This window comes from Solimonas sp. K1W22B-7 (assembly GCF_003428335.1).
Lineage (GTDB): Bacteria > Pseudomonadota > Gammaproteobacteria > Nevskiales > Nevskiaceae > Solimonas_A.
Genome location: NZ_CP031704.1, coordinates 3105255 through 3117756, shown reverse-complemented (window position 1 = coordinate 3117756; position 12502 = coordinate 3105255). Strand labels below are relative to the sequence as shown.

Genomic DNA, 12502 nt, shown 5'->3' with positions numbered 1-12502 from the left:
GGAACATCATGGCAATCGAAATCACCTTTCCGGACGGCAATAAAAAGTCGTTCGATGCACCCATCAGCGGTCTGGCGATCGCGCAGGGCATCTCTCCGGGCCTGGCCAAGAAGGCTGCGCTGGTCACCGTCAACGGCGAACTGTGGGACCTGACCCGTCCCATCGACCGCGACGCCAGCATCAGCATCATCACCCGCGACAAGCCGGAGGCCCTCGAGGTCATCCGACATGACGCGGCGCATGTGCTGGCGCAGGCGGTGCAGGAGCTGTTCCCCGGCACCCAGATCACCTTTGGCCCGGCGACCGAGGTCGGCTTCTACTACGACTTCGCCCGCGCCGAGACCTTCAGCGAAACCGACCTCGAGCAGATCGAGGCGAAGATGCGCGAGATCGTCAAGCGCGACCTGCCGATCACCCGCGAGGTCTGGGAGCACGACGCGGCGGTGAAGCACTTCGAGGCCGCCGGCGAGACCTTCAAGGCCGAGTGGATCCGCGAGGGCATCGCCGCCGACGAAGAGCTGACCATCTACCGCCAGGGCGACAAGTGGCTGGACATGTGCCTGGGCCCGCACCTGCCATCCACCGGCAAGCTCGGCAATGCCTTCAAGCTGATCCGCGTCGGCGGCGTCTACTGGCGCGGCGACGCCAACAACGCGCAGCTGCAGCGCATCTACGGCGTGGCTTTCGCTACCGAGGATGAGCTCAAGGCCTACCTCAAGCAGGTCGAGGAAGCCGAGAAGCGCGACCACCGCAAGCTGGCGCGCCAGCTCGACCTGTTCCACCAGCAGGAAGAAGCGCCGGGCATGGTGTTCTGGCACCCCAAGGGCTGGGCCATCTGGCAGGCCGTGGAGCAGTACGTGCGTGGCGTGTTCCGCAAGAGCGGCTACCAGGAAGTGCGCGGCCCGCAGATCATGGACGTGAGCCTGTGGAAGAAGTCCGGTCACTGGGACAACTACCAGGACAACATGTTCTTCACCGAGAGCGAGAAGCGCAGCTACGCGATCAAGCCGATGAACTGTCCGGGCCACGTGCAGATCTACAACGCCGGCCTGCACAGCTACCGCGACCTGCCGATCCGCTACGCCGAGTTCGGCGGCTGCCATCGCAACGAGCCCTCGGGCGCGCTGCACGGCATCATGCGCGTGCGCGCCTTCACCCAGGACGACGGCCACATCTTCTGCACCGAGGAGCAGGTGGAGGGTGAGGTCACCGCCTTCCACCGGCAGGCGATGCAGGTGTATGCCGACTTCGGCTTTACCGACCTGGCCGTAAAGCTGGCACTGCGCCCCGACAAGCGCCTGGGCACCGACGAGGCCTGGGACCGCGCGGAGAACGCCCTGCGCGCTGCGCTGCGCGCGGCCGGTGTGGAGTGGCAGGAGTTGCCGGGCGAAGGCGCCTTCTACGGCCCCAAGATCGAGTATCACCTGAAGGATTCGATCGGCCGTTCCTGGCAGGTCGGCACCATCCAGTACGACCCGATGATGCCGGAGCGTCTCGACGCCAGCTACATCGACGAAAGCTCGCAGCGTCGCCGTCCGATCATGCTGCACCGTGCCATCGTCGGCTCGATGGAGCGCTTCATCGGCATCCTGATCGAGCACCACGCCGGCGCGCTGCCGCTGTGGCTGGCGCCGGTGCAGGCCGTGGTCGCGCCGATCGTCTCCGACGCCGATGCGTACGCCACCGAAGTCTGCGAGGCCCTCAAGGACGCCGGTCTGCGCGCGCAGACCGACCTGCGCAACGAGAAGATCAACTACAAGATCCGCGAGCACGCCACGCAGAAGATCCCGGTGATCGTCGTCGTCGGCCGCAAGGAAGCCGAGGAGCGCACCGTGACCCTGCGCTTCCGCGGCGAGGAGCGGCAGGAGACGCTGCCGCTGGCGGATGCGATTGCGCGGTTGAAAGCCTGAAGCGGCTTCAGTCCGCAAATCAACGCAAATGAACGCGAATAGAAGCTTCCCTTCATTTGCGTTCATCTGTGTTCATTTGCGGACTGCCTTGCTGTTGCTGGTTGCGATGCCCGCTGGCGCCTTCGAACTTCAGGGCTCCTGGCAGCAGGGCAGCCTGGTCCACGGCCAGGCTGAACCCGGCACCCGCGTCTGGTTCGGCGAAAGCGCCCTGCGGGTCTCCCCGCAGGGCGCTTTCGTTTTCGGCCTGGACCGCGACGAACCGGCCAAGGTGGAACTGCGCTGGCAGGGGCAGGGTGATGCCCGGCCGCTCAGCCGCCGCTACGCCGTCGCCCCGCGCCCCTGGAAGATCCAGCGCATCGACGGACTGCCGCCGGACAAGGTGGAGCCGCCGCCGGAGGTGATGGCGCGCATCGAGCGCGAGCAGGCCCTGCTCAATGCCGCGCGCGATCTGGACAGCGACCTGGACGGCTGGCGCCAGCGCTTTGCCTGGGCCGCCACCGGCCGCATCTCCGGGACCTTCGGCAACCAGCGCATCCTCAACGGCATTCCCAAGCAGCCGCACTACGGGATCGACGTCGCCGTGCCGGTGGGTACGCCGATCCATGCTCCGGCCGATGGCGTGGTCAGCCTGGCCGAGCCGGACCTGTATTTCACCGGCGGCACGCTGATGATCGATCATGGCCATGGCGTCTCTTCGATCATGGTGCACCTGTCGGCGCTGAAGGTCCGGGTCGGCGACGCGGTGAGGCAGGGCGAGGTCGTGGCCCTGTCCGGCAAGACCGGCCGCGCCACCGGGCCGCATCTGCACTGGGGCATCGGCTGGTTCCGCAGCCGCGTCGACCCCCAGACCCTGCTGCCGCCGATGCCCGTCAGGCGGGCGAAATAGCAGGCTGCGGCCACCGATCAGGTGTTCCGCCTGATTGAGAGTTTGAATAACAATGATTCTCATGTAGAATGCACCTGATCGCAGAGTCGGGATTCACCCACCTGCGCAGAAGGGGCGGCGGATGGCGATAGCCACCGGGAGGCACAGGGGCCGCCGGCACATCTAGAAGTTCTATTTGGGAGTTTTTCAGATGAAGTTCCGCTTGACCCCGGTCGCCGCCGCGCTGACCGCGATGTTTGCCGTTCCTTCCGTTGCCCTGGCCCAGGACGCCCCGGCCGCCGCGCCGGTGGCCGAAACCGCGCCGGCTGCTCCCGCAGCGGAAGCGGCCAAGCCGGCGGAACGCGCCGTGCAACTGCCCGCGGTCAAGGTCGTCGGCCAGCAGGACACGCCGAAGGCCGAGCGCGTCAGCTCGCCCAAGTTCACCGAACCCCTGCTGAACACGCCGCAGACGATTCAGGTCATCAAGAAGGAAGTGCTGCAGCAGCAGGCGGCCACCTCGCTGACCGAGGCGCTGCGCAATGTCCCGGGCATCACCTTCACCGCCGGCGAGAACGGCAACACCCAGAGCGGCGATACCGTGTTCATGCGCGGCTTCGACACCCAGGGCAGCATCTTCCTCGACAACATCCGCGATCTCGGCACTGCAGTGCGCGATGTGTTCAACGTCGAGCAGATCGAAATCGTCAAGGGCCCTGCCGGCGCCGACAACGGTCGTGGTGCAGCCTCTGGCTACATCAATCTGGCCAGCAAGGTTCCGGTGGCCGACGACTTCATTGCCGGCACCCTGTCCTACGGCACCGCCGACAAGCGCCGCATTACCGCCGACCTCAACGAGCAGATCGGCGACAACACGGCGGTACGCCTGAACCTCATGGGGCAGGACGGCGGCGTTGCCGGCCGCGACTTCATCGAGCGCCAGAGCTGGGGCGTGGCGCCGTCCATCGCCTTCGGCCTGGGCACCTCGACGCGCGCGTACCTCTTCTCGCAGCACATCCGCCAGAACAACACCCCGGATGGCCTGGTGCCGACCTTCGGTCTGGACGGCTATACCCTCAACAATTCGCCGGACCGTCCGTTCGAACAGACCCTGGCCGCCGCCGGCATCACTCCCCGGCCGGTGGATTCCAGCAAGTTCTGGGGCTCGAAGGATGACTTCGAGGACATCGAAGCCAACATGATGACGGTGAAGTTCGAACACGACCTGTCGCCGACGACGACGATCCGCAACCTGTCGCGCTACGGCCGCAGCGAGCAGGACCGTGTACTCACCGCCCCGGGCGCGCCGACGGTCACCAATGGAACCCCGGGCACGGCAGGCACCGCGACTGCAGCCCCCACGGCACCGAATCCGCCGCTGACCGCGCGCGATCCGGATGATTTCACCGTGGCCCGTACGCGCCATTTCAGCTTCCGCACCAACGATATCCTCACCAACCAGACCAGCTTCAGCACCAACTTCGACACCGGGCCGCTCAAGCACACCATGGGCGGCGGTCTCGAGTTCCTGTACGAGAAGCAGGTGACGCCGACCTACGCGTTGCCGGCGGGGACCAGTGTCCCGGCAGTGAACCTCTACAACCCGGACCGCAACCTTGCCGTGCCGGCGCTGGTGCGCAATGGCGCGGGTTCCGATGGCCAGACCACGACCAGCGCGACCTACCTGTTCGACACCGTCAAGCTCAACGAGCAGTGGCAGTTGAATGCAATGCTGCGTTTCGAGCACTACCGCACCGAAACCAACAGCGTCTCCATCGCCAGCGCGACCAACAACACGGTTCCGGCGGTGCCCAATGGCACCCTGATCCCCTTGCGCGTGGAGGATTCGGACAACCTGTTCAGCTGGAAGGTGGGGGCACTGTTCAAGCCGGTGCCGAATGGCAGCGTCTACGTGGCGTTCGCCAACTCGCTGAAGCCGCCCGGAGGCGACAACTTCAGCCTGGTGGCCGACTTTGCCGCCAACGGCACGCCGAACGCCAACGTCAACAGCCCCGCGCTGGATCCGCAGAAGGCGACCAACATCGAAGTGGGCGCCAAGTGGGACTTCCTCGATGGCAAGCTCGCGACGACTGCCGCCCTGTTCCGCAGCGAGAACGAGAATGACCTTGCCCGCCTGGACGGCAACGAGGTCATCCAGTACGGCGAGAAGAAGGTCGAGGGTATCGAGCTGGGCCTGGTCGGCCTGATCACCAACGACTGGACCGTGAGCTTCGGCCTGACCAAGCAGGACACGGAAGTGACCGAAGGCACGTTTGCCGCCGGCGGTTCGACCCAGACGGGTGCCGTGATTTCCTGGTCGCCGGACGTGACCGCAACGCTCTGGACCACCTACAAGATCGTTCCGCTCAAGCTGACGGTCGGTGGCGGCGCGCGCTACATCAGCTCGCAGACCCGCTCCAGCAACAACGATCCCGACGCGATCAACCCCGTCACGCTGCAGCGGGGCCAGGTCGGCCTGTTCGAGATCGAGAGCTACACCGTGGTGGATGCCATGGCCTCGTACGAGGCCACCAAGAACGTCACGGTCCAGCTCAACGCCTACAACCTGTTCGACGAGGACTATGTGCAGAGCCTGAACAACTCGGGCCTGCGCTACAAGCCGGGCGAGCCGCTGTCGTACCTGGCCTCCGTCATCCTGCGGTTCTGATGAGGGCTTGAGGCAAGGCAGGGCCCCTTCCGTCCGGGAGGGGCTTTGCCGTTCTGGTAGTGTTGAGTTTTCCCGTTTGCGAGCCCTGCGATGCTGCTGCAAATCCCGGATGTCCTCAGTCCCGAACAGGTGGCGCAGTTCCGTGCGGCGCTGGACCAGGCCGATTGGGACGACGGCCGCAAGACGGCCGGGCACCAGGCGGCCAAGGTCAAGAGCAACCTGCAGCTGACCGAGGACCACCCGGTCGCCAAGCAGCTCGGGGCCGTGGTGCTCAATGCGCTGGCCGGCAACCAGACGTTCCGGGCTGCGGCGCTGCCGCTGAAGGTGTTCCCGCCGCTGTTCAACTGCTACCGCGACGGCGGCCAGTTCGGCATGCATGTGGACACGGCCCTGCGCTACACCAGCCAGGCGCCGCACCGGGTGCGCACCGACGTCTCGGCCACGCTGTTCCTGTCGGCACCGGAGGAGTACGAGGGCGGCGAACTGGTGGTGCAGGACACCTTCGGCACGCATGCCGCCAAGCTGCCGCCAGGGCATTTGCTGCTGTATCCCTCGACCAGCCTGCATCGCGTCAACCCGGTGACCCGGGGCGCGCGCATCGCCTCGTTCTTCTGGGTGCAGAGCCTGGTGCGCGAGGATGCACAGCGCACGCTGCTCTATGAAATGGATGTGGCAATCCAGAATCTCACTGTCAACGTACCGGACCATCCGTCCGTTACTCAGCTGACCGGGGTGTATCACAACCTCCTGCGACGCTGGGCGGACCTTTGATGGAAGCGAAGCAGGACCAAAGGCGCCGGGCGTTCTGGCTCAAGCACCTGCACCAGTGGCACTGGATCAGTTCGGCCCTGTGCCTGATCGGCATGATCCTGTTCGCCGCCACCGGCATCACGCTGAACCACGCCTCGCAGATCGAGGCGAAGGCGCAGGTGGTGTCCGAGAAGGCGCAGCTGCCGGAGCCCCTGCGGGCCTCGCTGGAAGCGGCGAAGGCCGAGGGCAAGGCGCCGTTGCCGCCGGAGCTGTCGGCCTGGCTGCGGCAGCAGTGGTCGGTGGAGGCGGGGCAGGGCGAGGCTGAGTGGTCCGACGGCGAGGTCTATCTCTCGCTGCCGCGGCCGGGCGGCGACGCCTGGGTCAGCGTGGAGCTGGAGGACGGTGCGGTCGAGTACGAACGCACCGACCGTGGCTGGATTTCGTATTTCAACGATCTGCACAAGGGCCGCAATTCTGGCGTGGCCTGGGGCTGGTTCATCGACGTGTTCGCGGTGGCCTGCCTGGTTTTCTGCATCACCGGACTGTTCCTGCTGCAGATTCATGCGGGGAACCGGCCGACCACCTGGCCCATCGTCGGTCTCGGGCTGGTGATTCCCCTGGTACTGGCGATCCTGTTCATCCACTAAATTCAACGAGGCCCCCAACATGCGTCACCGCATTCCCCTCGCACTGTGCAGCCTGCTGCCGGGCACCGCACTGGCTGCAAACCTGGACCTGTCCATCGAACTGCCGCGCCTGGACGTGGCGGAATACCACCGTCCCTACGTCGCCGTCTGGCTGGAGCGCGAGGACAAGAGCGTCGCCGCCAACCTGACGGTCTGGTACCAGCAGAAGAAGGCGGCCCCGGCCGGCGGCGCTGCACCGGCAGCTGCTCCTGCTGCGGGTGCCCCCGCGGGCGGCGGCATGCAGGGTGGCGGCAACGCCCAGGGCGGCGTGAAGTGGCTGCCCGACCTGCGCCAGTGGTGGCGCCGCAGCGGCCGCGAACTGACGCTGCCGGTCGACGGCGTGACCGGTGCCACCCGCGCGCCCGGCGAGCATGCCCTGAGCTTCAGCCTCGCCGACCTGCCGGCCGGCCAGTACAAGCTGGTGGTCGAGGCGGCGCGCGAGGAAGGCGGCCGCGAATTGCTGGACATCCCGTTCCAGTGGCCGGCCAAGGATGCGCAGCCGCTCAAGGCCAAGGGCTCGCGCGAGCTCGGTGCCATCGTCCTCGGCCTGAAACCCTGACAGGAGCCTCCGATCATGAAAATCATTCTGAAGCCGCTGGTCCTTGCCGCCCTCTGCCTGCCGCTGTCCGCGATGGCGCACAAGCAGTGGATCGCGCCCTTCAAGACCGTGCTCAACATCGACCAGTGGGTCACCTTCGACGCCGGCAGCTCCACCGAGCCCTTCGTGCGCGACCACAACGCCGCGCGCCTGGACAACCTCGTCATCACCGCGCCGGACGGCAGCATCGTGACGCCGGAGAACCTGGCCACCGGCAAGCTGCGCGCCGCCTTCGACCTGCAGCTGAAGCAGGCCGGCACCTACAAGGTGGCCGTGGTCAACACCGGCATCACCGCCAGCTGGGACGACAACGGCCAGACCAAGCGCTGGCCGCCGCGCGGCACCGCCTTCACCCCCGAGGGCTTCGCGCAGGAAGTGCCGAAGAAAGCCAAGGACCTGAAGGTGACGCAGTCGCTGGGCCGCCTGGAGACCTACGTCACCGCCGGCAAGCCCAACGATACCGCACTCAAGCCCACCGGCAAGGGTCTGGAGCTGGTGCAGGTCACCGGCTTCAACGACCTCTACACCGGCGAGCCCGCTACCTTCCAGTTCCTGCTCGACGGCAAGCCCGCCGCCGACGTGGAAGTGGAAGTGATCGCCGACGGCACGCGTTACCGCAATTCCGTCAACGAGATCGAGCTGAAGACCGGCAAGGACGGCCGCTTCACCATCGAATGGCAGCAGCCTGGCCTGCACTGGCTGTCGGCTTCGGTCAGCGACAAGAAGGCCGACAAGCCTGCAACCGAGCGCCGTACCAGCTACACCGGCAGCTTCGAGGTGTTGTCGCCCTGAGGCTCTGTCTCCCTCTCCCGCTGGCGGGAGAGGGGCAGGGGTGAGGGTGGAGCAGGATGAAACCCGCCAATGCGTGAAATCATCCACCACTCCATCCTCACCTGCTCAGCATGAACCGCGTCCTCGTCCCCCACGGCCTCAACCCCTCATCGCTGCCGGCCCACCCGGACGGAGGGAGCCTGCACGCGATGAAGGGCCGGACCATGGGCACCACCTGGTCGGTCTGCGTGATCGCACCGGCGGCGGACCTGAACTGGCTCGGCGCGGGCGTGCAGCAGGAGCTGGACCGCGTGGTGGCACAGATGAGCCACTGGGAGCCGGACTCCGATCTGTGCCGCTACAACGCCGCGGCCGCCGGAACCTGGCACCGCCTGCCGGGCGAGTTCATGGAGGTGCTCGAAGCCTCGCTGGAATATGCATTGGCCAGCGACGGCGCCTTCGATCCCAGCATCGGCCCGCTGGTCGATGCCTGGGGCTTCGGCCCCCTGCAGTCCCGCGATGCGCCGCCCGGCCCGCATGAGATCGAAGCGGCGCGTGCGCGCGTCGGCTGGCGCCGCCTGCAACGGGATGAAGGCGGCCAGAAGCTGCTGCAGCCCGGCGGCCTGCAGCTGGATTTTTCTTCCATCGCCAAGGGCTATGCCGTGGACCAGGTGGCGCGCTATCTCGGCCGTGCCGGCGTCGACCACTGGCTGGTGGAGGTCGGCGGCGAGTTGCGCGGCCAGGGTTGCAAGCCCGACGGCCAGCCCTGGTGGGTGGAACTGGAGCGCGTCGGCGAGGAACTGCCGCGCACGGTGCTGGCCCTGCATGGCCTGTCCGTGGCCACCTCCGGCGACTACCGCCGTTACTTCGAATGGCATGGCCACCGCTATGCCCACACGCTGGATCCGCGCAGCGGCTGGCCGGTGACGCATGCGCTGGCCTCGGTCACCGTGCTGCACCCCGAGTGCATGCAGGCGGACGCCCTGGCCACGGTGCTCGGCGTGCTGTCGCCCGACGAGGCCTACGAGTTCGCGGAGCAGCGCAATTTCGCCGCGCAGTTCGTGCTGCGCACGGCGCAGGGTTTCGAGGAGCGACTGACCCCGGCGTTCGAGGCCCTGGCCAGTGACTGATTGGCTTGCCAGCGCCGAAAGCCAGCGCCTGCTGCGCGCCGGCACCGTGGTTCTGGCCTGGCTGCTGCTCTGTGTGTTCATCGCCTGGGCGCGGCGCCGCCAGCAGCGCCGCCTGCTGTTGCCGATCACTGCCGGCAGCAGTCCCATCCTGGTCGCCTACGCCAGCCAGACCGGCTTCGCGCAGCGCATCGCCATGCAGACCGCGCAGTCGCTGCAGGCCTCCGGCGCCGCGGTGCGCCTGCAGTCGCTGGGCGAGGTGACCACCGCCACGCTGCAGGCCGCCGGCCGCGTGCTGTTCGTGACCAGCACCACCGGCGAGGGCGATCCGCCGGACACCTCGATCCCCTTCGTGCGCAAGGTCATGCGCGGCAGTGCCGACATGCAGGGCCTGCACTACGGCCTGCTGGCGCTGGGCGATCGCGAGTACCGACACTACTGCGGCTTCGGCCACGAGCTGGACCGCTGGCTGCGCAAGCAGGGCGCGCAGCCCTTGTTCGATGCGGTGGAAGTCGACAACGCCGACGAAGGTGCGCTGCGCCACTGGCAGCATCATCTGGAATTGCTCGGCGGCGGCGCACCGCTGCCCGACTGGAGCGCGCCCGAGTACCAGCGCTGGCGCCTGGTCGGGCGCCGCCTGCTCAATCCCGGCAGCCTCGGCGGCCCGGCCTTCCATCTCGCGCTGGAGCCGCTGCAGGGCATCCCGCAGTGGCGCGCCGGCGACATCGCCGAGATCGGCCCGCGCAATGCCACCCAGCGCGTCGCCGATGCGCTGCGCGAGATCGGCCTGCCGTCCGCCACGCCGATGCCCGAGGGCGAGGCGCTCTCGTCCTGGCTGGCGCGCAGCCTGCTGCCGCGCGATCTTGCCGAACTGCGCGGCGTCACGCCGGAACAGCTGGCACAGCGGCTCCATTCGCTGCCGCATCGCGAGTACAGCATCGCCTCGATTCCCGCCGACGGCCGCCTGGAGCTGCTGCTGCGCCAGATGCGCCAGTCCGATGGCAGCCTGGGCCTGGGTTCCGGCTGGCTCACCGAGTACGCCGCGGTGGGCGACGAGGTGGCGCTGCGCATCCGCGAGAACCCCGGCTTCCAGCCGCCGCCGGATGCGCGTCCACTGATCCTGGTCGGCAACGGCACGGGCCTGGCCGGCCTGCGTGCCCAGCTCAAGGCCCGCGTTGCCGCCGGCCACAAGCGCAACTGGCTGCTGTTCGGCGAGCGCAGCCGCGCGCATGACTACTTCCATCGCGACGAACTCGAGGCCTGGCAGAAGGCGGGTTACCTCGAACGTCTCGACGTCGTGTTCTCGCGTGACCAGGAACAGCGCGTCTACGTGCAGGACCGGCTCTACGCCGCCGCCGATGCACTGCAGGCCTGGGTGAAGGATGGCGCCGCGGTCTACGTCTGCGGCAGCCTGGAGGGCATGGCGCCGGCGGTGGGGCGTGCGCTCACCGATGTGCTCGGCGCGGAGACGGTGGAGCGGATGCTGGAAGAGGGACGGTATCGGCGCGACGTGTACTGAGCCCAGGTAGGGTGCGCATTGCGCACGCGGGGCTCTCCTCCTGGTGTCGATGGTGCGCGGTGCGCACCCTACAGGGCGAAAGAGCGCAGTTCTCCAGATCATCGGGTGGGCAGCAAGCGTCAGCTCTTCGCCTTGCGCGCCGAGATGTACATCGCGATATCCGCCTCCATCACGATCTCCTGCGCGTCATTGCGCACCCGCACCGGCACGACGATATCTCCCTGGAAATCGTCGGCCAGCGGCTGCGGCAACTCCGCACGTGCAACCAGATCGCTACTGCCCTGCTTGACGTAGCGCACCGTCATGCCGCGCGGGATCCAGCGCAGGCCGCGGGGCAGGGAAGTTTCCATCATCGTGCCCGCAGCCAGTTCGGCCATCGCGCACATGGCGATGGCGTTCACCGAGCCCAGGTGGTTGTGCACCTTGCGCTGGTTGCGGATGAACACTTCCGCCAGGCCCGGCTGCAATTCACGGAAGGTCGGCGAGATCGACGCGAAGTAGGGTGCGCGCCAGGTGACGGCGCGCGAGAAGACGCTGCGGCCCAGGGGATAGCGGCGCAGGCGGGCGAAGGTGTGGGCAAGCTGGGTCATCGAAAGGCTCCGGAAGCTGATGACCGGCAGACTAGGCTGCCGCCGCCGGCCCCGACAAACGAATTCCGGAGGCGTTTCGAGTGAACTCAGTTCACTTGAAAACCCTGCCGTCGGCCATCAGGCCGCGCAGCCAGTCGCGGAAGGCGATCACCTCCGGCCGGTCGCTGTCGCTGGCGCGGTGCAGCAGGTAGTAGCCCTGCGGAATCTGCATCTTCAGCTGTGGCCAGGGTGTGGCCAGCCGGCGACGCTGCAGCAAGGGTTCCACCATCGGCAGCATGCCCAGCGCCAGGCCCAGGCCCTGCTCGGCGGCGCGCAGGATCGCCAGGTAGCTGTCCAGCCAGATGTCGCCCTTGGGCCGGCCCAGGGTCTGCTGCGCCGCCTTCGCCCACAGCGCCCAGCCCTCGGGCATCGGCGTGGAGTGGATCAGGGCCACCTCGCCCAGGTTCTCGGGGCCGTGCTTGCGCAGGACGCGCGCGAGGGCCGGCGTGCAGACCGGCACCACCCAGACCGTCAGCAGGTGCTCGGCCGTCAGTTGCGGCCAGTGGCCGTCGCCGAAGCGCAGTGCGATGTCGAGATCTTCGTGCAGCAGGTCCACCGGCCGCAGGTGGGTGTCGAGGCGCACGTCGATGTCCGGGTGCATCTGCTGGAACGAGGGCAGGGCCGGCAGGATGATTTCGCTGGCCAGGAACGGGCCCATGCTGACCTTGAGGCTGGCGCGCGCATGACGCTGCGCCACGCGCTGGCTGCCTTCGCGCAGGCGCTGCAGCGTGTCGCGTACCACAGTGAGATACGCCTTGCCGCCGTCCGACAGTTCCAGCGAGCGGTTGCCGCGGCGGAACAGTGGAAAGCCGAGAAAGCTTTCCAGTGCCTTGATCTGGTGGCTGATCGCCGAGGGCGTCAGGTGCAGCTCCTGTGCCGCCAGCTTGAACGACAGCTGCCGCGCCGAGGCCTCGAAGGCCTCCAGGGTATGGAGCGGTGGCAGGCGGCGGAACTTCATCACGGCCGATTGTAGCCGCGCCTG

11 protein-coding genes are annotated in these 12502 nt (G+C 67.5%); 9 read left to right on the top strand and 2 right to left on the bottom strand.

Translation table 11 applies throughout. The features are described 5' to 3' along the window. Positions 1–8: 8 nt before the first annotated feature. From thrS to D0B54_RS14055, 9 genes are all read left to right on the top strand, one after another. The gene (gene thrS / locus D0B54_RS14095) at positions 9–1910 is read left to right on the top strand and encodes a threonine--tRNA ligase (RefSeq protein ID WP_117291929.1); all 1902 of its coding nucleotides are present in this window, start codon (positions 9–11) and stop codon (positions 1908–1910) included. A gap of 88 nt (positions 1911–1998) precedes the next feature. Further along, positions 1999–2796, top strand: a complete 798-nt coding sequence (locus D0B54_RS14090) for a M23 family metallopeptidase (protein ID WP_240433435.1) — start codon at positions 1999–2001, stop codon at positions 2794–2796. A 190-nt stretch (positions 2797–2986) separates the two neighbouring features. After that, positions 2987–5440 carry a catecholate siderophore receptor Fiu gene (locus D0B54_RS14085; protein ID WP_117291927.1) on the top strand — a complete coding sequence of 818 codons (2454 nt, stop codon included), beginning with the start codon at positions 2987–2989 and terminating at the stop codon, positions 5438–5440. A 90-nt stretch (positions 5441–5530) separates the two neighbouring features. After that, positions 5531–6211, top strand: coding sequence for a Fe2+-dependent dioxygenase (locus tag D0B54_RS14080; RefSeq protein ID WP_117291926.1), 681 nt, complete (start codon positions 5531–5533; stop codon positions 6209–6211). After that, on the top strand, positions 6211–6837 hold the full coding sequence (locus D0B54_RS14075; RefSeq protein WP_117291925.1) for a PepSY-associated TM helix domain-containing protein: 627 nt from the start codon (positions 6211–6213) through the stop codon (positions 6835–6837). The genes D0B54_RS14080 and D0B54_RS14075 overlap by 1 nt, the downstream gene beginning before the upstream one ends. 19 nt (positions 6838–6856) lie before the next feature. Further along, complete coding sequence (locus D0B54_RS14070; protein WP_117291924.1) at positions 6857–7435, top strand: DUF2271 domain-containing protein; 579 nt, start codon at positions 6857–6859, stop codon at positions 7433–7435. Between the two features lie 15 nt (positions 7436–7450). Further along, entirely contained in the window at positions 7451–8266 is an 816-nt protein-coding gene (locus tag D0B54_RS14065; protein WP_117291923.1) for a DUF4198 domain-containing protein, read from the top strand. Positions 8267–8376: 110 nt separating this feature from the next. Then, the gene (locus tag D0B54_RS14060; protein WP_117291922.1) at positions 8377–9375 is read left to right on the top strand and encodes an FAD:protein FMN transferase; all 999 of its coding nucleotides are present in this window, start codon (positions 8377–8379) and stop codon (positions 9373–9375) included. Then, positions 9368–10891: a sulfite reductase subunit alpha gene (locus tag D0B54_RS14055; protein ID WP_205527127.1), complete on the top strand. Its 1524-nt coding sequence runs from the start codon at positions 9368–9370 to the stop codon at positions 10889–10891. Before D0B54_RS14060 ends, D0B54_RS14055 begins: the two co-directional genes overlap by 8 nt. 119 nt (positions 10892–11010) lie before the next feature. On the opposite strand, the gene D0B54_RS14050 is transcribed toward D0B54_RS14055, so the two are convergent. After that, positions 11011–11481 (bottom strand): hotdog fold domain-containing protein, encoded by a 471-nt coding sequence (locus tag D0B54_RS14050; protein WP_117291921.1) that lies wholly within the window; start codon positions 11479–11481, stop codon positions 11011–11013. Between the two features lie 91 nt (positions 11482–11572). Next, positions 11573–12478, bottom strand: coding sequence for a LysR substrate-binding domain-containing protein (locus D0B54_RS14045; protein WP_117291920.1), 906 nt, complete (start codon positions 12476–12478; stop codon positions 11573–11575). Positions 12479–12502 lie beyond the last annotated feature (24 nt).

Bases quoted from the DNA above. Each gene is read 5' to 3' on its own strand.
- D0B54_RS14050 (WP_117291921.1), bottom strand. From the start codon at position 11,481: ATGACCCAGCTTGCCCACACCTTCGCCCGCCTGCGCCGCTATCCCCTG.
- D0B54_RS14065 (WP_117291923.1), top strand. From the start codon at position 7,451: ATGAAAATCATTCTGAAGCCGCTGGTCCTTGCCGCCCTCTGCCTGCCG.
- thrS (WP_117291929.1), top strand. From the start codon at position 9: ATGGCAATCGAAATCACCTTTCCGGACGGCAATAAAAAGTCGTTCGAT.
- D0B54_RS14070 (WP_117291924.1), top strand. From the start codon at position 6,857: ATGCGTCACCGCATTCCCCTCGCACTGTGCAGCCTGCTGCCGGGCACC.
- D0B54_RS14045 (WP_117291920.1), bottom strand. From the start codon at position 12,478: ATGAAGTTCCGCCGCCTGCCACCGCTCCATACCCTGGAGGCCTTCGAG.
- D0B54_RS14075 (WP_117291925.1), top strand. From the start codon at position 6,211: ATGGAAGCGAAGCAGGACCAAAGGCGCCGGGCGTTCTGGCTCAAGCAC.
- D0B54_RS14085 (WP_117291927.1), top strand. From the start codon at position 2,987: ATGAAGTTCCGCTTGACCCCGGTCGCCGCCGCGCTGACCGCGATGTTT.
- D0B54_RS14080 (WP_117291926.1), top strand. From the start codon at position 5,531: ATGCTGCTGCAAATCCCGGATGTCCTCAGTCCCGAACAGGTGGCGCAG.
- D0B54_RS14060 (WP_117291922.1), top strand. From the start codon at position 8,377: ATGAACCGCGTCCTCGTCCCCCACGGCCTCAACCCCTCATCGCTGCCG.